This window comes from Pseudooceanicola atlanticus (assembly GCF_000768315.1).
Taxonomy (GTDB): Bacteria; Pseudomonadota; Alphaproteobacteria; order Rhodobacterales; family Rhodobacteraceae; genus Pseudooceanicola; species Pseudooceanicola atlanticus.
Window position 1 is genome coordinate 511,410 of the sequence record NZ_AQQX01000001.1, and the last position, 19,316, is coordinate 530,725.

Annotated in this window: 22 protein-coding genes; 10 read left to right on the forward strand and 12 right to left on the reverse strand. The window is 64.6% G+C overall.

Annotated features, from left to right (window positions below):
- Positions 1 to 2: 2 nt before the first annotated feature.
- Positions 3 to 392, reverse strand: coding sequence for a VOC family protein (locus ATO9_RS02510; protein WP_043744576.1), 390 nt, complete (start codon positions 390 to 392; stop codon positions 3 to 5).
- Positions 393 to 502: 110 nt separating this feature from the next.
- The gene (locus tag ATO9_RS02515) at positions 503 to 1,729 is read right to left on the reverse strand and encodes an acyl-CoA dehydrogenase (RefSeq protein WP_043744578.1); all 1,227 of its coding nucleotides are present in this window, start codon (positions 1,727 to 1,729) and stop codon (positions 503 to 505) included.
- 104 nt (positions 1,730 to 1,833) lie between these two features.
- On the opposite strand from ATO9_RS02515, the gene ATO9_RS02520 reads away from it, so the two are divergent.
- The 3 genes from ATO9_RS02520 to ATO9_RS02530 all read left to right on the forward strand — a co-directional run bounded on the left by ATO9_RS02520 (position 1,834) and on the right by ATO9_RS02530 (position 3,939).
- A complete protein-coding gene (locus tag ATO9_RS02520; protein ID WP_043744580.1) occupies positions 1,834 to 2,730 on the forward strand; it encodes a LysR substrate-binding domain-containing protein in 897 nt (298 codons plus the stop codon).
- Positions 2,731 to 2,974: 244 nt separating this feature from the next.
- Entirely contained in the window at positions 2,975 to 3,457 is a 483-nt protein-coding gene (locus ATO9_RS02525; protein ID WP_043744582.1) for an RNA pyrophosphohydrolase, read from the forward strand.
- Positions 3,454 to 3,939 carry a hypothetical protein gene (locus ATO9_RS02530; RefSeq protein WP_043744584.1) on the forward strand — a complete coding sequence of 162 codons (486 nt, stop codon included), beginning with the start codon at positions 3,454 to 3,456 and terminating at the stop codon, positions 3,937 to 3,939. Before ATO9_RS02525 ends, ATO9_RS02530 begins: the two co-directional genes overlap by 4 nt.
- A 6-nt stretch (positions 3,940 to 3,945) precedes the next feature.
- On the opposite strand, the gene hemC is transcribed toward ATO9_RS02530, so the two are convergent.
- Positions 3,946 to 4,893 (reverse strand): hydroxymethylbilane synthase, encoded by a 948-nt coding sequence (gene hemC, locus ATO9_RS02535; RefSeq protein WP_043744585.1) that lies wholly within the window; start codon positions 4,891 to 4,893, stop codon positions 3,946 to 3,948.
- A 95-nt stretch (positions 4,894 to 4,988) separates the two neighbouring features.
- Between hemC and hemE the strand changes: the two genes are divergently transcribed.
- The gene (hemE, locus tag ATO9_RS02540; RefSeq protein ID WP_043744586.1) at positions 4,989 to 6,020 is read left to right on the forward strand and encodes a uroporphyrinogen decarboxylase; all 1,032 of its coding nucleotides are present in this window, start codon (positions 4,989 to 4,991) and stop codon (positions 6,018 to 6,020) included.
- A gap of 4 nt (positions 6,021 to 6,024) precedes the next feature.
- On the opposite strand, the gene ATO9_RS02545 is transcribed toward hemE, so the two are convergent.
- Together ATO9_RS02545 and ATO9_RS02550 are read right to left on the reverse strand one after the other, a co-directional pair.
- Entirely contained in the window at positions 6,025 to 6,870 is an 846-nt protein-coding gene (locus tag ATO9_RS02545) for a YihY/virulence factor BrkB family protein (RefSeq protein ID WP_052418043.1), read from the reverse strand.
- Between the two features lie 148 nt (positions 6,871 to 7,018).
- Positions 7,019 to 7,210 (reverse strand): PLDc N-terminal domain-containing protein, encoded by a 192-nt coding sequence (locus ATO9_RS02550; RefSeq protein WP_043744589.1) that lies wholly within the window; start codon positions 7,208 to 7,210, stop codon positions 7,019 to 7,021.
- Between the two features lie 300 nt (positions 7,211 to 7,510).
- Here ATO9_RS02550 and ATO9_RS23800 point away from each other — a divergent pair, with 300 nt between their 5' ends.
- Positions 7,511 to 7,681, forward strand: coding sequence for a DUF1328 domain-containing protein (locus ATO9_RS23800; RefSeq protein ID WP_043744591.1), 171 nt, complete (start codon positions 7,511 to 7,513; stop codon positions 7,679 to 7,681).
- A gap of 76 nt (positions 7,682 to 7,757) precedes the next feature.
- Here ATO9_RS23800 and ATO9_RS02560 read toward each other — a convergent pair whose 3' ends face one another.
- Positions 7,758 to 8,570 (reverse strand): response regulator, encoded by an 813-nt coding sequence (locus ATO9_RS02560; RefSeq protein WP_043744593.1) that lies wholly within the window; start codon positions 8,568 to 8,570, stop codon positions 7,758 to 7,760.
- Between the two features lie 103 nt (positions 8,571 to 8,673).
- On the opposite strand from ATO9_RS02560, the gene ATO9_RS02565 reads away from it, so the two are divergent.
- The 3 genes from ATO9_RS02565 to ATO9_RS02575 are packed head-to-tail and all read left to right on the forward strand — an operon-like array spanning position 8,674 to position 11,112.
- Complete coding sequence (locus ATO9_RS02565; protein ID WP_043744598.1) at positions 8,674 to 8,829, forward strand: NepR family anti-sigma factor; 156 nt, start codon at positions 8,674 to 8,676, stop codon at positions 8,827 to 8,829.
- Positions 8,826 to 9,380: an RNA polymerase sigma factor gene (locus ATO9_RS02570; RefSeq protein ID WP_043744600.1), complete on the forward strand. Its 555-nt coding sequence runs from the start codon at positions 8,826 to 8,828 to the stop codon at positions 9,378 to 9,380. Before ATO9_RS02565 ends, ATO9_RS02570 begins: the two co-directional genes overlap by 4 nt.
- 55 nt (positions 9,381 to 9,435) lie before the next feature.
- Positions 9,436 to 11,112, forward strand: a complete 1,677-nt coding sequence (locus ATO9_RS02575) for a sensor histidine kinase (RefSeq protein ID WP_052418044.1) — start codon at positions 9,436 to 9,438, stop codon at positions 11,110 to 11,112.
- A gap of 28 nt (positions 11,113 to 11,140) precedes the next feature.
- Here the strand turns inward: ATO9_RS02575 and hemF are convergent, their stop codons facing one another.
- From hemF to clpS, 4 genes are all read right to left on the reverse strand, one after another.
- Positions 11,141 to 12,022, reverse strand: coding sequence for an oxygen-dependent coproporphyrinogen oxidase (gene hemF / locus ATO9_RS02580; protein WP_156127791.1), 882 nt, complete (start codon positions 12,020 to 12,022; stop codon positions 11,141 to 11,143).
- Between the two features lie 92 nt (positions 12,023 to 12,114).
- The gene (locus ATO9_RS02585; protein ID WP_043744601.1) at positions 12,115 to 12,915 is read right to left on the reverse strand and encodes an SDR family NAD(P)-dependent oxidoreductase; all 801 of its coding nucleotides are present in this window, start codon (positions 12,913 to 12,915) and stop codon (positions 12,115 to 12,117) included.
- 32 nt (positions 12,916 to 12,947) lie between these two features.
- Entirely contained in the window at positions 12,948 to 13,946 is a 999-nt protein-coding gene (locus ATO9_RS02590; RefSeq protein WP_043744603.1) for a class I SAM-dependent methyltransferase, read from the reverse strand.
- 7 nt (positions 13,947 to 13,953) lie between these two features.
- Positions 13,954 to 14,274 carry an ATP-dependent Clp protease adapter ClpS gene (clpS, locus tag ATO9_RS02595; RefSeq protein WP_043745558.1) on the reverse strand — a complete coding sequence of 107 codons (321 nt, stop codon included), beginning with the start codon at positions 14,272 to 14,274 and terminating at the stop codon, positions 13,954 to 13,956.
- Between the two features lie 176 nt (positions 14,275 to 14,450).
- On the opposite strand from clpS, the gene ATO9_RS02600 reads away from it, so the two are divergent.
- Positions 14,451 to 15,149, forward strand: coding sequence for an HAD family hydrolase (locus tag ATO9_RS02600; RefSeq protein WP_043744605.1), 699 nt, complete (start codon positions 14,451 to 14,453; stop codon positions 15,147 to 15,149).
- A gap of 264 nt (positions 15,150 to 15,413) precedes the next feature.
- Positions 15,414 to 16,862 (forward strand): D-alanyl-D-alanine carboxypeptidase family protein, encoded by a 1,449-nt coding sequence (locus ATO9_RS02605; protein ID WP_081979416.1) that lies wholly within the window; start codon positions 15,414 to 15,416, stop codon positions 16,860 to 16,862.
- Positions 16,863 to 16,967: 105 nt separating this feature from the next.
- Here the strand turns inward: ATO9_RS02605 and ccoS are convergent, their stop codons facing one another.
- Positions 16,968 to 17,126, reverse strand: a complete 159-nt coding sequence (gene ccoS / locus ATO9_RS02610; protein ID WP_043744607.1) for a cbb3-type cytochrome oxidase assembly protein CcoS — start codon at positions 17,124 to 17,126, stop codon at positions 16,968 to 16,970.
- Between the two features lie 11 nt (positions 17,127 to 17,137).
- Complete coding sequence (locus ATO9_RS02615; protein WP_043744608.1) at positions 17,138 to 19,315, reverse strand: heavy metal translocating P-type ATPase; 2,178 nt, start codon at positions 19,313 to 19,315, stop codon at positions 17,138 to 17,140.
- Position 19,316: the final 1 nt, after the last annotated feature.

Consider the following 19,316-nt stretch of genomic DNA (forward strand, 5'->3'; position numbering starts at 1 on the left):
CCTCAGACCGGGTCGTGGCAGACAAAGCAGATCTTGTTGCCCTCGGTATCGCGCACATAGCAGCCGTAGAAATGCGGGTGGTAATCGGGCCGCTCGCCCGGTTCGCCCTCATCCGTGCCGCCCAGTTCCAGCGCCTTGGCATGGACCGCGTCGACCATCGGTCGGTCATCGCAGAGGAAGGCGATCATCGGCCCGTTCCCCGGCAGCGCCTCGCCCTCAAAGGGCAGGGTGACGAAGAACAACGGTCGCGGCTGGTCCGGTTTGCGGAAGCTCGCCATGCTGTTCTCGGGGTCGTAAAAGCTCCGCATCAGCCCGATCTCGGGCAGCAGCTTGCCGTAGAAACCCACGGCCCGGTCGAAATTTTCGACCGCCACGGTTGCGTGTGAAAACATGGGGTCCTCCTCGCATGCAAAGGGGGCACGAAACGCGCCCCCTTCGTTCATCGCATTAGATAAGAGCGGCAGAGGGGTCACACCACCCCCGCCGGCAATTCACCGCTGTCTCAGAAGAACGCCTGCAGGCCGGTCTGCGCACGGCCCAGGATCAGGGCGTGCACGTCATGGGTGCCTTCATAGGTGTTCACGGTTTCAAGGTTGGCGGCATGGCGCATCACCTTGTACTCGATCTGGATGCCGTTGCCGCCATGCATGTCGCGCGCGATGCGGGCGATATCCAGCGCCTTGCCGCAATTGTTGCGCTTGATCAGCGACACCATCTCCGGCGCGGCCTTGGCTTCGTCGAACAGGCGACCCACGCGCAGTGCGGCCTGCAGGCCCAGCGTGATCTCGGTCTGCATGTCGGCCAGTTTCTTCTGGTACAGCTGCGTGCCGGCGATCGGCTTGCCGAACTGGGTGCGGTCCAGGCCGTATTGACGCGCCTGGGTCCAGCAATCCTCGGCGGCGCCCATCACGCCCCAGGCAATGCCATAGCGGGCACGGTTCAGACAGCCGAACGGACCTTTCAGGCCCGACACGTGGGGCAGCAGGGCATCTTCGCCGACTTCCACGTTGTCCAGCACGATTTCCCCGGTGATCGAGGCGCGCAGGGACAGCTTGCCGCCAATCTTCGGCGCGGACAGGCCCTTCATGCCCTTTTCCAGAACAAAGCCGCGGATCGCGCCGTCATGTGCTTCGGACTTGGCCCAGACGACGAAGACATCGGCGATCGGTGAGTTCGAAATCCACATCTTCGACCCGTTCAGGACGTAGCCGCCCTCGGTCTTCTTGGCGCGGGTCTTCATGCCGGCCGGGTCCGACCCTGCATCGGGTTCGGTCAGGCCGAAACAGCCGATCCATTCGCCAGAGGCGAGTTTCGGCAGGTATTTCTGGCGCTGCTCTTCGCTGCCATAGGCATAGATCGGGTACATCACCAGCGACGACTGCACCGAGCACATGGAGCGGAAGCCGGAATCAATGCGCTCGACCTCGCGGGCGACCAGCCCGTAGGACACGTAGCCGGAACCCAGGCCGCCATATTGTTCGGGAACGGTGACGCCCAGCATGCCGGCTTCGCCCATCTCGGCGAAGATCTCGGGCTCGACACCTTCTTCGAGGTACATCTTCTCGACGCGGGGGGCGAGGCGCTCTTCACAGAAGGCGCGGGCCGACTCGCCGATCATGCGCTCGTCTTCTTCCAGCTGTTCGTTCAGCAGGAAGGGGTCTTCCCAGCTAAAGCTGGACATGTTCGGGCGATCCTTGTCCTTCAGGATCGGGCGGTTCTCTGCATCCATGATACGTCTCCGTTGATGAGTTTGACGCGACCTTACCCGATTGATGCGCCCCATGATAACGAGTAATCATCCGAAGTTGATGAGTTCTTTGCATAGGGCGCCCGATGCGGCACAGCTATACCCCAACCGTTGCCGAGCTTGAGGCCTTCTGCGCCACCGCCCGCGCCGGCACCACCATTCAGGCCGCCCGCAGCCTTGGCCTGACGCAAAGCGCGGTCAGCCGGTCGATCACCGGGCTCGAGGCGCGGTTGGGGGTCGCGCTCTTCGTGCGGGCGCGGCAGCGGATGACCCTGTCGGATGCCGGGCGCACCTTCCTGCGCGAGGCCGAGGCGCTGCTGGACAGGCTCAACGACGCGGCGATGTCGGTCATGGCCTTCGGCGGTCAGGCCCAGGTTCTGCGCATGGCCGTCCTGCCGACCTTTGCGCGGCTCTGGCTAATTCCCCGGTTGCGGGCCTTCCAGGCGACGATGCCGGGGCTGTCGATCGACATGGCCGCGCGCCTGTCGCCCGTGGATTTCGAGGCAGAGCCCTTCGACCTGGCGATCCAGCGCACCCATCACCGGGCCTCCGGCGCGCATCACCTGCATCTTCTGGACGAGGAACTGGCCATCGTCGCCGCCCCGTCCCTGATCGGCCGCGCACCCCTATCCCGTGACGAGGTGCTGCGCCTGCCGCTCCTGCAGCAATCGACCCGCCCAACGCTCTGGCCCGATTGGTGCCGCGCCATGGGTCTGGACCCGCGGGGCGCGCTGCGCGGGGCCCGGTTCGATCATTTCGACATGGTGCTGGACGCGGCCATCGGGGGGCTGGGCGTTGCGCTCGTTCCCGAGATCCTGGCCCGCCCCGCGCTGGCCCGCGGCGACCTGACCCTCGCCGCACCGGGGGATGTGCGCACGGGTCAGGCCTACACGCTGATCTACCCCGAACGCAGCGCCGAACTGCCCCATTTCGCCCGCTTCCGCGACTGGCTCCGTGCCGAGATCGAGGGGATCTGGGCGTGAGGGAGAGGGGGGCGTTTCGGCCGTCTCTCCGGTCTGCACTTTTGCGCGCCCGCTCGGGTCGTTCGCTGCCCTTCGCGACTTGCGGGACAGCGCGTGTCAGGTGTGTCCCCTCAAGGGGGATCGTCCGGTATCGCCAAATATACCGTCCCCGCACCGACGTAATACCGACGTGATACCGACGTCGTACCGACCTTGTGATTTGCGCTTTGCACGGGCAAATCTAGGCTAACCGGAAGGAGCCCAGATGACCCCCGAAGAGATCGCCAAACTGCCCTATCGCCCCTGTGTCGGCGTCATGCTTGCCAACCAGGACGGCCACGTCTTCGTCGGCCAGCGCATCGACAATCCCGGACCCGCCTGGCAGATGCCCCAGGGCGGTGTCGATCCGGGCGAAGCCCCCCGCGAGGCCGCGCTCCGCGAGTTGTGGGAAGAAACCGGCGTGACCGCAGACAAGGTGGAAATCGTCGCGGAAACAGAGGGTTGGGTTCCCTATGACCTGCCGCATGACCTTGTGCCCAAGCTGTGGAAGGGGCGGTTTCGCGGGCAGGAACAGAAATGGTTCCTCATGCGTTTCCAAGGCAGTGACGGCGACGTCAACATCGCCACCGACCACCCGGAATTCTCGCAATGGCAATGGCTTGCGCCGGATCAGCTGGTCGACAACATCGTTCCGTTCAAGCGCGACGTCTACCGCGCCGTGCTGGCGGAGCTGGGAGGAAAGATATGATCCGCACCATTCCGCTCGCCCTGACCCTTCTGGCGACCCTCTCCACCCAGGCCCAGGCCCTGTCCTGCATGGTCCCCGACACGGTGCGCAGCTACCAGCGCGCGGCCGAGGCCGAGGAAAGCTATGTCGTGGTGAACGGTGTGCTCGACCACAAGGTCGGCGCGGTGACGCTGGGCCGGAAGGACGGCGATCCGCCGATCGAGTTCGAGGCCGATCTCAGCGGTAACTACCTGAACCAGGAGGGTTTCATCGAACCCTTCGCGCAACGCGTCACGGTGGTTCTGAACTGCGTGTCGGCCTGGTGCGCGACCCTCCCGCCTGCTGGAGAAGAGGTGCTGGCCTATGTCCGCCAGACCGATGAGGGCGACTTCTTCATCGACGCGCAGCCCTGCACCACGAACCTCTTCGTCACCCCGACCCGCGACGACGTTCTGCGGGTGGTGGCCTGCCACAAGGGTGAACGCTGCGAAGAGGCGACCTGAGCCGCCTCAGCTGCGGAAATCAAAAAAGCCCGGCTCGACCTTGGACAGCAGGTCCATGGCCATTTCGCGCCCCAGGGCGGCCCCGTCCTCGATCGGCGCGGTGCGGTCGTCGGTCAGGTGTTCCGACCCGTCGGGGCGCAGGATTTCACCGCGCAGCCGCAGGGTTCCGCCATCCAGTTCGGCGAGGCCCGCAATCGGTGTTTCACAGGACCCGTCCAGCGCGGCCAGGAAGGCGCGTTCGGCGGCCAGCCGGTCGGCCGTGACCTTGTCGTGGATTGCCTCCAGCATCTCGGCGACTCGGCTGTCATCGGCGCGCCGTTCGATTCCGATGGCGCCCTGCGCGATGGCGGGCAACATGTCGTCGGGCGACAGGGCGGATTGCGCGATCTCGGGGCGGCCCAGGCGGTTCAGGCCCGCCATGGCGAGGAAGGTCGCAACGGCCACGCCATCGGACAATTTCCTCAGCCGTGTCTGCACGTTGCCGCGGAATTCGACGACTTCCAGATCGGGGCGCCGCACCAGCACCTGGGCGCGGCGGCGCAGCGACGACGTGCCGACCTTGGAGCCCGCGGGCACATCTGCCAGCGTCTTGAAATCGTTGGACACGAAAGCGTCGCGCTCGTCCTCACGGGGGAGGTAGCAATCCAGCACCAGCCCCTCGGGCTGCAGCACCGGCATGTCCTTCATGGAATGCACGGCGATGTCGATTTCGCCCTGCAGCATCGCGGTCTCGATCTCGCGGGTGAACAGCCCCTTGCCGCCGATCTCCTTCAGCGGCCGGTCGATCACGCGGTCGCCGGTGGTCTGGATCACGGTGACCTCGAAGGCTTCGGGCGGCAGATCGAAGGCCGCGGCCAGGCGGTTACGCGTCTCATGTGCCTGGGCCAGGGCCAGGGGGGAACCACGGGTACCGATCTTCAGCGGCGCGGCGGGGGAGGGCAGGTCGAGTGTCATGCCCCCCGTCTAGTCGCGGCTTTCTGTCCTGACAAGATGGCCCGACTTGACTTCGCACGTCCCCCCGGCGACGAGGGGGGCGACGGAGGACCAAGATGACCGACAAGACGATCCTGAAAGCCCTGCGCGGAGAAAAGCAGGACGTGCCGCCGATCTGGATGATGCGGCAGGCCGGGCGCTATCTGCCGGAATACAAGGCGACGCGGGCAGAGGCCGGGGATTTCCTGTCGCTGTGCTACAATCCCGACCTCGCCGCCGAGGTGACGTTGCAACCGATCCGGCGCTACGGGTTCGACGCGGCGATCCTGTTTGCCGATATTCTGCTTCTGCCCCAGGCCCTTGGCGCCGATCTGTGGTTCGTCACCGGCGAAGGCCCGCGTCTGTCGACCCTGACGACGCAGGCGGAATTCGACGCGCTCAAGCCCGCCACGGATGTGCACGAGGTCCTGTCGCCGATCTATGAAACCGTATCGATCCTGTCGCGGGAACTGCCGCCAGAAGTCACGCTGATCGGTTTCGCCGGCGCGCCCTGGACCGTGGCCACCTACATGGTCGCCGGGCGCGGCACCCCGGATCAGGGCCCGGCCCACGCGCTGAAGGCCGAGAACCGGGCGCTCTTTTCCGCGTTGATCGACCGGCTGACGGACGGCACGATCGAATACCTGTCGCGCCAGATCGAGGCCGGGGCCGAAGTGGTCAAGCTGTTCGACAGCTGGGCCGGGTCGCTGAAGGGCCAGGATTTCGACGATTTCGCGCTGGAACCGGCCAAACGGATCATCGCGGAGCTCAAGGCCCGCCACCCGGGTATTCCCGTCATTGCCTTCCCGCGCGAGGCGGGCGAGCGCTATGTCGGGTTCGGCAAGGCGACCGGCGCCGATTGCGTCGCGCTGGACAACTCCATGGCGCCCGAATGGGCCGCCGAACATGTCCAGGTCGATGGCTGCGTGCAGGGCAACCTGGCGTCGTCGCACATGGTCACCGGGGGCGACGCGCTGGTCTCCGAGACCCGCAGGATCGTCGAGGCGTTCCGCAACGGCCCGCATATCTTCAACCTGGGCCACGGGATCACGCCGGATGCGGACCCCGAAAACGTCCAGCTGATGATCGACACGGTGCGCGGGGGCTGACCGTTCAGCCCTGTGTGAGCGCGCGGTTGAGGCTGTGGCGTGATGACAGCTGCAGGTTCACGACCGCGCCCAGCAGGATCAGGAACGCGCTGATGAAGAGCCACATCAGCATCGCGATGGCCGCACCGATCGATCCGTAGACCTCGTTGTAATTGGCAAAATTGCTCAGGTAGAACGAGAACCCGTAGGACGCGACGGCCCACAGGATGACGGCCATGCCGGCGCCCGGCGTCACCCATTTCATCCGCTCGCCGCGATTGTTGGGCCCGAAGCGATAGACCACCGCCAACCCGGCGAGTAGCACGAAGATCGCCGCCGCCCAGCGGAAGCCTTCGATCAGCAGCGAGGTCATCGGCCCCAGGGGCACGATGGCCAGCACGATGGGCACGATCACCACCGCCGATAGGGTCACGACCGACACGCCAAGCAACGCCATGGTCAGCGCCAGTGCGGTCAGGTAGTGACGCAGGCTGGATCGGTTGTCGCGGCCATGGATCGCGTTGAGGCCCAGCATCAGCGCCGCCACCCCGGACCGCGCCGACCATATCGCCACCATGGTCGAGATGATCCCGGCCCAGCCCAGCTTGTCCCCGCTGGTGTTCATCAGCGCGTTCAGCTGGCTTTCCACCAGGCGCGTGACCTCGGCCGGGAGGATGGAATCGACCAGTTGCAGCTGTTCCAGCAGGATATGGGGGTCAGACAGCAGGCCCCAGATGGCGATGACGGCGGCGAGGCCCGGAAACAGCGCCAGCATGCCGTAGAACGCTACGCCTGCGGCAATCAGGGTGAGGTTCTTCTCTGCGATGGCGGAGCCTACCCCTGTCACGAAATGGCGTGCGGTCTGGAACACGTGTCTTGTACCTTCGATCCGTTATCCGCCCGTTCGGGCTGGTCTTACCCAAAAGTGTAGGCGGATCGACGCCGAGGGCAAAGGCGAACACAAAGAAAAGGCCGCGTCCCGGCGGACGCGGCCCCTGATGTCTCGTTCAAGTCTGGTGTCAGGCCATCGCTTTTGAACTGCGCGGGCCGCCAATAAGCCAGATGATGAAGCCCAGGATCGGCAGGATCAGGACCAGCAGCACCCAAAGCACCTTCTTGCCAGTGGAAGCGGCGGAACCGATGATCGACACGATCGCCCAGATGTCCAGGGCCAGGATCAGAAGGCCGCCGAGGCCAGAAATCTCCAACATGATAAACTCCTGTATCTGTTTGATTGAAAACGCCGAAGCCGGCGAAAGGTTCCGTCGGACCTGTCAGGTGTATCATGTGAGGATGGGGGGAAGATCGGCGGGGGAAGAGGTAAATCGGTGGTTCCCCCGCCAATCTTTGAGGGACAGATGCTTGGGGTGCACCTGCCAAGCCAACGCCGGTAAACGGGGTTTGGTTCCACGGGTTTCAAACTTTTTTCATGGGAACCGTTTTCGCGACTGGCGTGTTGATATTCCAGAACGCATGACCAAGCGTAATTTGGAAATAAGAAAGGAAAAGCAATGCTTTACTGGGCACTTACTTTCTTCATCATCGCGATCATCGCCGCCGTGTTCGGCTTTGGTGGCATCGCCAGCGCGTCGGCCGGGGTCGCACAGATCCTGTTCGTTGTCTTCCTGGTTCTGTTCGTCGTCGCAATGATCGCTCGCGCGCTGCGCGGCCGCACTCCGTGACGGATGCTGAAGGACGAAACGAATACGGGCGGTCCCGAGGGACCGCCCGTTTCTTTGTGCATCGAGAAAGACGAAATCAGTGCTGAAGCGTCTCGGTCGAGGAGAAGAACATCGCCTGGCTGGCGGCCAGCCGCACCTGTTCCTCGGTGTAGGGCTTGGTGATCAGGAAGGCCGGTTCGGACTTCTCGCCGGTCAGCAGACGCTCGGGGAAGGCGGTGATGAAGATCACCGGCACGTCGCCCAGGATTTCCAGCAGATCGTTCACCGCGTCGATGCCGGACGAATTGTCGGCCAGCTGGATGTCGGCGAAAATCAGGTCCGGCTTCTCGGCTTTGCCAAGCGCGACGGCTTCGGTCCGGGTGCGGGCAACGCCGGTGACATTGTGGCCCATCTCGGTCACGATGCTCTGGAGGTCCATGGCGATGATCGCCTCGTCCTCGATCACCATGACGCGACCAGTGACGCTTTCGGCCAGTTCGCGCTGCGCGATATGGACCAGCTCTTCGGCCTCGGGCGCGCCGATCTTCATGATCTCGCCGATCTGGTCGAAATTGAATTCCTCGATCGTCGACAGCAGCAGCGCCTCGCGCGTGTTTGGCGTGAGGCGGGCAAGGTGATCCTGCGCCTTGGCGGCGATACCGGTCTCCTCGACGGCGACGGGGGCGCCGGAGGAGGTCCAGATCGCGTGGAACGCACCGAACAGGCTGACGCGGGTCGATTTATTGCGATCCACCAGCTCGGGGTCCTCCAGCATCGCCTCGAGCGTTGCTGCAGCATAATTGTCCCCGGACGTCTGACTACCGGTCAAGGCACGGGCATAACGGCGCAGATACGGCAGCTCTGTCGCCACGTTCATTGCAAAGTCTTCAGACCCCACCGTTTGGTTCATTTTTTCTCTTACCTTTTTTCGACTTTCTGGGAACCCAACGACCCGGAACCGCGTTAGGTTCCAGCAACGCGAAAAAAAACACTGACGAATTGTAGTAGGGCTGATGGCGCACGATAGCGAGAATGACAACGTGAGACGGCAAATCGACGAGAACCTGAAACGCGTCTTTCAGGAAAAGGTCGAAGAAGATCTGCCTGACCGCTTCAAGATGCTGATTGAACAACTCAAGCAGCAGGATAGCGGGGATAACCCTCAATGAGCGCTGACCCACGTGAGGAGCTTGTGGAGCATCTGCCCTCGCTCCGCGCCTTCGCCATGAGCCTCTGTCGAAATTCCGCGCAAGCCGATGACCTCGTTCAGGACACCATCGTCAAGGCCTGGACGAACATGGACAAATTCAAGGTTGGCACGAACCTGCGGGCCTGGCTGTTCACCATCCTGCGCAACACGTTCTATTCCGCGCGCCGCCGGTCCGGGCGTGAAGTCGCGGATGTTGACGGCGTCTTTTCGGCGAACCTCGCGACCAAGCCCGATCACGACGGTCGCCTTGCCCTGAAGGATTTCGAAAAGGCCTTCATCACCCTGCCCGACGAACAGCGGGAAGCGTTGCTGCTGGTGGGTGCCTCAGGCTTTTCCTACGAGGAGGCGGCCGAGATGTGTGGCTGCGCCGTAGGCACGATCAAGAGCCGTGCAAATCGTGGCCGTGCAAGGCTGGCGGAGATGTTGAATATCGACGAGGATGGTGCGATGGAGCTGACGGATCAGTCCACCATGGCGGTGATGTCGGCCACGCAGCAGAAATCCATGTAAAAGGTGTCAGGTGGGGCTTCGGTTCATTGACAGGCTCGGCGTTCGCGTCGTGGCAATGTTGTCCATCGCGCTTCTGCCGATTGGTCTTATTTCCCTGTATCAAACGCGGTCCGTGGTCGAAAAGGCGGAGGCGCTGACGCGCTCCGCCTATCTGGGTCAGACCGTGACGGCCACGGAACGGCAGAGCGATCTCATCCACGAAGGTTTTGCCTCCGCCCGCGTGCTGGGCGGGGCGCTGATTCCCGTGCGCGAGGATATCACGGCCTGTTCTGCCCTGATGCGTGGTTTCATCCGGTCGCATCCCGCCTTTACCCTTGCCACCTTCACCGAACCGAGCGGCATTTCGCGATGCAATTCGCGCGATGTGCCCATCGACCTGCGCGCCTCCGACACGTTCAAGGACTTCCAGGACGACCCGCGCCCGCTGATGAACGCCACGGATCGGGGCCGGGTCACGTTGCAATCCATCATGATCATCGGCCAGCCGGTGTTCGAAGGCGGCCGCTACCTGGGCTTCGTGACGCTGTCGCTGCCGCGTGCCAATGCGCGGTTCGAGCCCGAATTCTCCGGCCTGACCCAGCCCACCGACCTGGTGACAATCAACGATCGGGGCCATGTCCTGACCTCGATGGGCGATCTGACCACAGCCGCTGACCGACTGCCCGCCTTCCGTGACCTGAATTCCCAGCTCTATCGCCAGTTCAATTCCTTCCGTGCCGTCGACAAGACCGGAGAGCCGCGGATCTACTCGGTCACGCCCATCGTGCCGGGCGTGGTCTTTGCCGTGTCGGTCTGGCCCATCGACGTGACGACCAGCGAAGATGGCCTGATCAGCCGCTCCGCCATGGCGTTCCCGCTGCTGATGTGGATGGTCAGCCTGATCGTGGCCTATTTCGCCGTGCATCGCCTTGTGATCCGGCATATCCGCCTGTTGCGCCAGAAGATGCGCCGCTTCGGTGCGACCTACAGCCATCAGGAACCGGGGATCCTCAACGCGGGGCGCGCGCCGATGGAACTGGTGCAGATGGAAGAAACCTTCGACCGGATGGTCGAACGGATCACCCGCGACACCGCAGAGCTGGAAAACAACCTGCACGAAAAGAACGTGCTGCTGAAAGAGGTCCACCACAGGGTCAAGAACAACCTCCAGCTTATTGCCTCCATCATCAACATGGAGATTCGCAAATCCAAGGCACCCGAAACCCGCGGCACCCTGCGTCGGGTGCAAGACCGGGTTCTGGGCCTCGCCACCGTGCATTCGAACCTCTACCACACGGCGCGGCTGGCCAATCTGCGCGCCGACGGACTGCTTGAGGACATCCTCGACCAGGTGCTGAAAAGCGCGCTGCCCAACCGCAGCGAGGCCGATATCGAGATCGAGATCGAAGAGGTCATCCTGTCCCCCGACCAGGCCGTGCCGCTGTCCCTGCTGGCGACGGAAACGGTCACCAACGCGATCAAGTATTTCGGTCGCCCCGAGGGGCGCAACAAGCCGTGGATCCAAATCCGCCTGATCAATACCGGCGAAGGAAGCTGCCGTTTCGCCGTCGCCAATTCCAAGGGTGAACGCATCTCCAGCCGGGACGAGGACGAACCCACCGGTTCCGGCCTCGGCCAGCAATTGATCGAGGCCTTCGCCTCGCAACTGGGCACCCGTCCCGAAGTGACCGAGGACGAGACCAGCTATGAATTGTCGATCGAGGTGCAACTGAGCCGCGCCCGCAACGGCTGAGCGGCGCGGTTTCAGAAATTCCGGACGCTCAGACCCACTTGGCCATGGGCGGCAGGCTCATCAGCACGGCATTCGCATCGTGGCCGGTTTCCAGCCCGAACTTCGTGCCCCGGTCATAGACGAGGTTGTATTCGGCATAGAGCCCGCGATGCACCAGTTGTGCGTCCTTCTCGGTCTCTCCCCATGCCATCCCGCGCCGGGTGTCGATCAACGGCACGAAGGCGGGCAGGAAGGCGCGCCCGATATCCTGGATGAAGGCGAAATCCGCCTCCCAGTCCCCGGTGCAGTAATCATCCACGAAAATGCCGCCCACGCCCCGGGCGCGGCCACGATGCGGAATGTAGAAATACTCGTCCGCCCAGGCCTTCAGTCGCGGGTAATGCGCCTCGCCGTGGCGGTCGCAATGCTCTTTCTGAACGGCATGGAAATGCGCGGTGTCCTCGTCGTATTCGAGGCAGGGGTTCAGATCCGACCCGCCGCCGAACCACCAGCCATGGGGGGTCCAGAACATCCGGGTGTTCATGTGAACGGCGGGGCAATGCGGGTTCTGCATGTGGGCGACAAGGGAAATGCCGCTGGCCCAGAACCGCGGATCGTCCTTCATCCCCGGCAGGCCCTTGCGCGCGGCCATCGCGGCCTGCGCCCTTTCGCCCAGCGTGCCGTAGACGGTCGAGATATTCACGCCCACCTTTTCGAAGACCCGACCGCCGCGCATCACGCTCATCAGCCCGCCGCCGGCATCGCCGCCATCGGGGGCGGTGCGGCTGGTCTGCGTCACCTCGAACCGGCCCTGTGCCTGATCTGACAGCGGCCCGGTCGACTGGCGATCTTCGAGGCCCTCGAAGGCCGCGACGATCTCGTCCCTCAGAGCGCGGAACCAGTCCGCGGCCCGGGTTTTCTGCTGCTCCATCGGATCGCTCACGCCACGTTCCCCCTTCATCTTGCCAAAAATACTCCCGCCGGAGGCGTCCTGACCGTCGGGCCGCGCCATCGCTGGCCGGGTCAGTGCGCCGGTGCGGCCACCGGGTCAAGCAACGTTCGTCCGCCATCCACGGTCACGATCTGGCCGGTCATGAAGCTGGACGCGTCACAGGCGAGGTATTGCGCGGCCTCCGCCAGCTCCCCGGCCGAGGCGATACGGTTCAGGGGCGTGTGATCCTCGATATCCGTGCGGAATTCGCGGTTGTCCTTCAGGGTCGATTTCAGGCTCGCGCTCATGACCGATCCGAACGCCACGGCGTTCACCCGGATCCGGTGCGGGGCCAGTGCCACGGCCAGCGACCGGGTCATCTGGTCCAACGCGGCGGTCGACACGGAAAACGCCATCAGGTCGGGATGGGTGCGCCGGGCGGCAATGGACGAAAGGTTCACGATCGCCCCGGCCGACCCTTCGGTCTGCCCCTCGGCCTGCTTGATCATCCGCTTGGCCACGGTCTGGCTCAGGCGCAGGGAGGTCATGAGGTTCTGATCCAGCATGGTCTCCACCGCCTCGTCATCCGGGTTCAGCGGATCCGAGGCGATCACCTGGCGCGAGGCGTTGATCAGGATGTCCACCCGTTCGAAATTGTCGAGCGTCGCGGACAGCAGGTTGGCGATGGTCAGTTTCTCGCGGAGGTCGCCGGCGAAATACCGGATCTGGTCGTTGTCCGGCGAGGCGCCGAATTCCCGCTCCAGCGCGGCTTCGTCGACATCGGCGAACATGACATTCGCGCCGCGGTCCACGAAATGCTTGCCGATGGCAAGCCCGATCCCGTTGGCGGAGCCGGTGACGATGGCCGTCTTGCCGGCGATGGAAAAGGACATGAGGCTCTCCTTCTGACCCGTCGGGGTGGCGATCAGCCTAGACGATCCCGCCGGCCAAGGCGAGACGGGGATGCCGCACGGATCACTTTGAAACGATTGTTGCCGTCGACCTCGGCGCTTTCCGCGAAAAGCTCTGCGATCAGCGGCTCGTAGGGCAGGTGCCGGTTGGCCACCAGCCACAGCTGCCCCTTGGGTTTCAGGCAGGCCGCGGCGCTGCGCAGGAAGGCCCGGCCCAGTTCTGGGTCGGCCTTGCGCGCGGTGTGGAAGGGCGGGTTCATGATGATCGTGTCGGCGGGGTCGTCGGGGCGCCATTGCGTGGCATCAGCCCAGTGGAACCTGGCACGCGGATCGGTGACGTTCTGCCGGGCGCAGGCCAGCGCGGTATGGTCGGCCTCTACCAGGTCGATCCGCGTGATTGCGGGCCGTTCCAGCGCACGGGCGGACAGGTAGCCCCAGCCCGCGCCCATATCGATCACATGGGGGCCCAGCTTTTCGGGCAGGCTTTCGGCCAGCAGGGCCGAGGCCGGGTCGATTCCGTCGGCGGAAAAGACGCCCGGTGCCGTGACATAGCCCTCGGCCAGAGTGTCGTCTCCGCTGCGCCAATCAGCGAAACTGCCGCCGGTGATCCAGAACAGCTTGCCATGCGCCTTGTTGATCGGGCCACCGACCTCGGCAACCTTGCGGCAGGCCCTGAGGATCGACTCGATCCCGTCATCCTTGGCGCCGTCCACAAGGATCGGGCCGTCCGTCACCTCGCGGGCGCGGGCGATCAGGTCACGGGCCAGGGCCTTGGCACGGGGCAGGATGACCAGCGCCGCTGCGTAACGTCCCTCTGGCGCGGTACCGACCGCGTATCCGGCGGCGTCAAAGGCAGCGTGGTCGGGGTAGAGCCCGGTGATCAGGTGCAGGTGATCGCGGGGCAGGGGGTCCAGCCCCTGTCCGGCGCGCGGCGCGAACACGGCGATCCTGCCCTCGGGCAGGGTCAGCCCGCCGGGGGCGAGCGCGAGGCCAAGCCGGGGATGCAGGCTCAAGACCCGGTTATTCCTTTTCCATGGTGCATTGCAGCGGGTGCTGGTGCTGGCGGGCGAAATCCATCACCTGCGCGACCTTCGTCTCCGCGATCTCGTGGCTGAACACGCCCACGACCGCGACACCCTTCTTGTGCACGGTCAGCATGATTTCAAAGGCTTGGGCATGGTTCATGCCAAAGAACCGTTCGAGAACGGCCACGACGAATTCCATCGGCGTGTAATCGTCGTTGAGCAGCAGAACCTTGTAGAGCGGCGGGCGCTTGGTCTTGGGCCGGGTTTCGACCACGACCGAGGTTCCGCCATCATCGTCGTCATCGTCATTGGCCATGACGAGCGGCGCGAGGAGCGGCTCAAGAGGACGCAATTTCGTTGGCGTCTGGGTCATCAGATATCCGTTGGGCCCGAGGGCCGACTGGGGGTTTCGGCGTTTGGGGCTTCTATATAACGTTCAGATCGAAACAGGGAAGGGGGTGCCGGACCGCACCCGTCAATTGAGAGCATAGCATGGCACGTTTTCTGACCACAATCGGCTTTGATGCGGACGATACGCTCTGGCATAACGAGCGGTTCTTCAAGCTGACGCAGGACCGTTTCGCGGAATTGCTGGCCGATCACGCCGATCCGGACCACCTGGCCGAACGGCTGCTGGCGGCAGAGCGACGCAATCTTGGGCATTACGGGTTCGGCATCAAGGGGTTCGTCCTGTCGATGATCGAAACCGCGCTGGAAGTGACCGAGAACCGTGTGCCCGGAGAGGTCATCGCCGACCTGATCGCCGCCGGCCAGGAGATGCTGAGCCATCCGATCGAGCTGATGCCCCATGCCCGGGACGCGGTCGAGGCCGTGGCCGACACGCATCGCGTGCTGCTGATCACCAAGGGGGACCTGCTGGACCAGGAACGCAAGCTGGCGCAATCGGGTCTGGGAGAGTTGTTCCACGGGGTCGAGATCGTCTCGGACAAGACCAAACCGGTCTACGAGGAGATCTTTGCCCGCCATGGGAACGGCCCGGACCGCGGAATGATGATCGGCAATTCGATGAAATCCGATGTCGTGCCGATGGTGCAGGCGGGCGGCTGGGGCATTTACGTGCCGGCCACCCTGACCTGGGAACTGGAACGGGCGGATGCTCCGGAAAGCGACCGATACCACCACATCGTCACGCTGGCCGAACTGCCGGCAATTCTCGGTCAGATTGAGTAACCGGCGGGGCCGAAAAACGAATCACCCTAACAGGTTGTTTCTGTGTCCAATTTGGCCGCCTTTTTGCCCCATTCCTGCCGCATTTGCTTCTGTTGTGTAGGTCGAATGCTGCGACCACAACATGCATAGGTTGTATACAGCGGATCACCGGAAAATACTTTAAGATTAAGAGTTTCTCGAACACGCCTGCCTGTGTTAGCTTGATGTCAATGATAACGTGTCAGCTGGAAAACCAGCGGCAGAGCAGTGATAGTGAGAGGCAAAATGGCGCGGCACAGGCAGCCGACCCGTATCCGGGCAGTCCGATTCCTATTCGTGTGTGTTCTTGGGCTTCTGGTCCAGATAGCGGCGCCTCCCTCCGTGCAGGCCGCCCCTTATGCCGCGATGGTGGTGGATGCCCGGACCGGTGAGGTCCTGCATTCCCGCAATGCCGACGCCCGGCTGCACCCTGCCTCCCTGACCAAGATGATGACGCTCTACATCGCATTCGAAGCGGTGAAGAACGGCGAAATCACCCTCGATACCAACGTCAAGATTTCTCGCAACGCCGCGGCCGAGCCTCCCTCCAAGCTCGGCCTGTCGGCGGGGCAGACGATCAAGTTCCGTTACCTGATCCGCGCCGCGGCCGTGAAATCGGCCAATGACGCCGCCACCGCCATCGGCGAGGCGATCGAAGGCAGCGAAGCCGCCTTTGCCCGCCGCATGACCCGCACGGCCAAGGCGCTTGGCATGACGCGAACCACGTTCAAGAACGCCCATGGCCTGACCGAAAGCGGTCACCTGTCCACCGCGCGGGACATGACTGCCCTGGGGCGCCACATCCTGTTCGACTACCCCGAATACTACAACCTCTTTTCCCGGACCGAGACCTATGCCGGGATCAAGACGGTGAACAACACCAACCGCCGCCTGCTGGCCGCCTACAAGGGCGCCGATGGGATCAAGACCGGCTACACCCGCGCCGCCGGGTTCAACCTGGTTGCATCGGCCGAGCGCGGCAACGAGCGTATCATCGCCACCGTCTTTGGTGGCCGCTCCTCGGCCTCGCGCAACGCCAAGGTGGCGGAACTGCTGGACCTCGGGTTCAAGCGTGCACCGTCCAACGCGCCGCGCAACGCACCGGCCGCGCCGGTCTATGCCGCAGTCACCACCGTGCCCGTCGCGGATGGCGCGCTGCGCACCGCGGGCAAGGTCATCCGCGTGAAAACCGCCGTGACCAAGAGCCTGCGCCCCAAGGCGCGTCCGGGCAGCACCAATGAACCGGTGATGGTCGCCATGGATGACGTGATCGACCAGGCCGTCGCGGAAGCGATGCAGAACGACAGCGCGGTCGCCGGTGACGTGACACAGGTGGCTTCGGCTTCTGCCGCGATCGGTGGGGCAATCAACCCGGTCGCCCGTCCTGCGGGCCTGTTCAACCGCGCCCTCGCGCGGGACGACGAACCGCGCGTCGTGACCCGCGTCTCGACCTCCGGCGGGCGTCACTGGGGCATCAATATCGGCCGCTACAATTCGCACCACGCGGCAGAGCGTCAGCTGATCAAGACTGCGCTCAAGGAAATGGACACGCTGGATGGCGCGCTGCGCAAGGTCGTGCGCCGCCCGACCGGCTATGACGCGAACTTCCTTGGGATGGAAAGGGATCGCGCTGACCTGGCCTGCCAGCGTTTGCAGGCGCGCAACGTGACCTGTTTCATGATCGGGCCAAGCTAGGGCCCGACCCACACAAGAACCAACACGAAGACCCACTCACAGACACGCAAAACCGCCGCCAGGATCATCCGGGCGGCGGTTTTCGCATGGTCGGGTCCGTCGATGTCAGGGCTTCGGGTGATCGTCCCAATCGCTGGACAGGATCCGGCGGCTGTCGCCTTCGGGGTCGTCATACTGGTTGCTGCGCACCGTGTAGAGGAACCCCAGAAGCCCGACGCCGCCAAGGATCAGAGAGATCGGGATAAGCCAGGTGAGAACGTCCATGTGTCAGCTCCTTATCTCAGCCGCAGCGCGTTCAGCGACACCGTGATCGAAGAGGCCGACATGGCCAGCGCGGCGATCAGCGGGGTGGCCAGGCCGGCAATGGCCAGCGGCACGGCAATGATGTTGTAGATGGTCGCGATGCGGAAATTCTCGCGGATGCGTTTCGTGGCCTGGCGCGCGGTGATCAGCGCAGAGGGCAGGGGCGACAGGTCGCCGCCCAGCAGCACGATGTCCGAGGCAACCCGCGCCGCATCCAGCGCCGAAGCCGGAGAGATCGACACATCCGCAGTGCTGAGCGCGGCGGTGTCGTTCAGCCCGTCCCCGACCATGAGGACCGACGCCCCTTCGGCCTGCAACGCGGCCACGCGGGCGGCCTTGTCGCCCGGCAGGGCGCCGGCGGTCCAGTCGGTGATGCCCAGACGGTCGGCCAGGTCGGAGACTGCGCGCTCGGCATCGCCCGAGATCAGGATGACCCGAAGCCCGGCCCCGATCAGGCCGCTGACCGCTTCTTCGGCTCCGTCCCGCAGGCGGTCGGCAAAGGTGAAGGCCACGGGTGCCTCGCCCCCGATGGACAGCCAGGCGGCGGTGCCATCGGCCTGCGCATCCCCGGCCCATCCGGGACGGCCCAGGCGCACGCGCTGGCCGTTCCACTGCGCCTCGGTGCCATAGCCTGGCTGTTCGGTCAGGTCGGCCAGCGCAGCAGGTTCGACCCCGCGATCGCGCAGGGCCACCGTCAGCGCCCGCGACAGGGGGTGCGAGGACCCTTCGGCCAGCGCCAGGGCGACGGATTGCGCGGTGCGTCCGTGCTGGTCGAGGTTGGTGGGCACCGGGGTCCCGGCGGTCAGCGTGCCGGTCTTGTCGAACACGACAGTGTCGACCTTGGCCAGGCGTTCCAGCGCGGTTTCATGCTTCACCAGCATGCCCTTGCGGAACAGCCGGCCGGAGGCCGCGGTCGTCACCGCTGGCACGGCAAGGCCAAGGGCGCAGGGGCAGGTGATGATGAGGACGGCGGCGGCGATGTTCAGCGCCGTGCGCATGTCCCAGGAATAGATGTACCAGCCCACGAAGGCGAGTGCCGACAGGATATGTACGCCCGGCGCATAAAGCTTGGCCGCCTGATCGGCGAGAGAGGTGTAGCGCGACCGCCCGCTTTCCGCGATGGCGACAAGGTCGGCCATCCGGTGCAGGGACGTATCCTGACCCACGGCCGTGGCGCGCAGGGTCAGCGGACCGGTCAGGTTGACCTCGCCCGCGCTGACGCCGGTGCCGGGTCCGGCGGGGACGGGCAGGGTTTCCCCGGTCAGCAGCGACCGGTCCAGTTCCGAAGTGCCGTCCACGATCTCTCCGTCGACCGGCATGCGGGCGCCGGGGCGGACGCGGATCAGGTCGCCGATGGCAAGCTCCGACACGGGAACCTGGGTTTCCTCGCGGTCCCGGATCAGCCAGGCGCGGGGCACTTCCAGCGCGGTCAGTTCCTCGGCGGCGGAGCGCGCGATGGCGCGGGTCCGGTGATCCAGGTAACGGCCCGCCAGCAGGAAGAAGGTCAGCGCCAGCGCCGCGTCGAAATAGGCGTGTTCGCCCGACAGCGTGGTTTCCCAGAGCGACGTGGCCAGCGCCAGCAGGATCGCCAGGGTGATCGGCACGTCCATGTTCAGCCGCCGGACCTTCAGCGCGGCCCAGGCATTGCGGAAAAATGGCTGGCCGGAAAAGGCGATGGTCGGCAGGGTGATGAACGCACTGATCCAGTGGAACAGGTCGCGCGTTGCATCCACGGCGCCGGACCAGACCGACACCGACAGCAGCATCACGTTCATCGACGCGAACCCGGCCACGGCCAGCCGCATCAGCAGGTCGCGCCCGGCCCGGTCGGTCGCTGTGACCGCGGCGCTGGAGGGGTCGAGTTCGTGTGCTTCGTAGCCTGCCTGATCCAGAACGTGGATCAGCTCCTGCGCCGATACGGCGGCATCGGCATCCACCTGGGCGCGCTTCAGGGTCAGGTTGACCCGCGCCTCGTGCACGCCGGGATAGGCGTTCAGTTCCCGCTCCACCGTCGATATGCAGGCCGAACAATGGATCGTCGGCAGTGACAGCGTCAGCTTGACGTCCTTGAGCGCGGCACGGGCCGCGATGTCCTCGGCCGCGGGGGCGGCCGAGCAGGCGGGACAGGCAGACAGGGTGGCGGTGCTCATC

Bases quoted from the DNA above. Each gene is read 5' to 3' on its own strand.
- ATO9_RS02520 (WP_043744580.1), top strand. From the start codon at position 1,834: ATGCGGCACAGCTATACCCCAACCGTTGCCGAGCTTGAGGCCTTCTGC.
- ATO9_RS02550 (WP_043744589.1), bottom strand. From the start codon at position 7,210: ATGTTGGAGATTTCTGGCCTCGGCGGCCTTCTGATCCTGGCCCTGGAC.
- ATO9_RS02575 (WP_052418044.1), top strand. From the start codon at position 9,436: ATGTTGTCCATCGCGCTTCTGCCGATTGGTCTTATTTCCCTGTATCAA.
- ATO9_RS02510 (WP_043744576.1), bottom strand. From the start codon at position 392: ATGTTTTCACACGCAACCGTGGCGGTCGAAAATTTCGACCGGGCCGTG.
- hemC (WP_043744585.1), bottom strand. From the start codon at position 4,893: ATGACACTCGACCTGCCCTCCCCCGCCGCGCCGCTGAAGATCGGTACC.
- ATO9_RS02570 (WP_043744600.1), top strand. From the start codon at position 8,826: ATGAGCGCTGACCCACGTGAGGAGCTTGTGGAGCATCTGCCCTCGCTC.
- ccoS (WP_043744607.1), bottom strand. From the start codon at position 17,126: ATGGACGTTCTCACCTGGCTTATCCCGATCTCTCTGATCCTTGGCGGC.
- ATO9_RS02565 (WP_043744598.1), top strand. From the start codon at position 8,674: ATGGCGCACGATAGCGAGAATGACAACGTGAGACGGCAAATCGACGAG.
- ATO9_RS02585 (WP_043744601.1), bottom strand. From the start codon at position 12,915: ATGTCCTTTTCCATCGCCGGCAAGACGGCCATCGTCACCGGCTCCGCC.
- clpS (WP_043745558.1), bottom strand. From the start codon at position 14,274: ATGGCCAATGACGATGACGACGATGATGGCGGAACCTCGGTCGTGGTC.
- ATO9_RS02560 (WP_043744593.1), bottom strand. From the start codon at position 8,570: ATGAACCAAACGGTGGGGTCTGAAGACTTTGCAATGAACGTGGCGACA.
- hemF (WP_156127791.1), bottom strand. From the start codon at position 12,022: ATGGAGCAGCAGAAAACCCGGGCCGCGGACTGGTTCCGCGCTCTGAGG.
- ATO9_RS02515 (WP_043744578.1), bottom strand. From the start codon at position 1,729: ATGGATGCAGAGAACCGCCCGATCCTGAAGGACAAGGATCGCCCGAAC.
- ATO9_RS23800 (WP_043744591.1), top strand. From the start codon at position 7,511: ATGCTTTACTGGGCACTTACTTTCTTCATCATCGCGATCATCGCCGCC.
- ATO9_RS02530 (WP_043744584.1), top strand. From the start codon at position 3,454: ATGATCCGCACCATTCCGCTCGCCCTGACCCTTCTGGCGACCCTCTCC.
- ATO9_RS02615 (WP_043744608.1), bottom strand. From the start codon at position 19,315: ATGAGCACCGCCACCCTGTCTGCCTGTCCCGCCTGCTCGGCCGCCCCC.
- ATO9_RS02600 (WP_043744605.1), top strand. From the start codon at position 14,451: ATGGCACGTTTTCTGACCACAATCGGCTTTGATGCGGACGATACGCTC.
- ATO9_RS02525 (WP_043744582.1), top strand. From the start codon at position 2,975: ATGACCCCCGAAGAGATCGCCAAACTGCCCTATCGCCCCTGTGTCGGC.
- ATO9_RS02605 (WP_081979416.1), top strand. From the start codon at position 15,414: ATGGCGCGGCACAGGCAGCCGACCCGTATCCGGGCAGTCCGATTCCTA.
- hemE (WP_043744586.1), top strand. From the start codon at position 4,989: ATGACCGACAAGACGATCCTGAAAGCCCTGCGCGGAGAAAAGCAGGAC.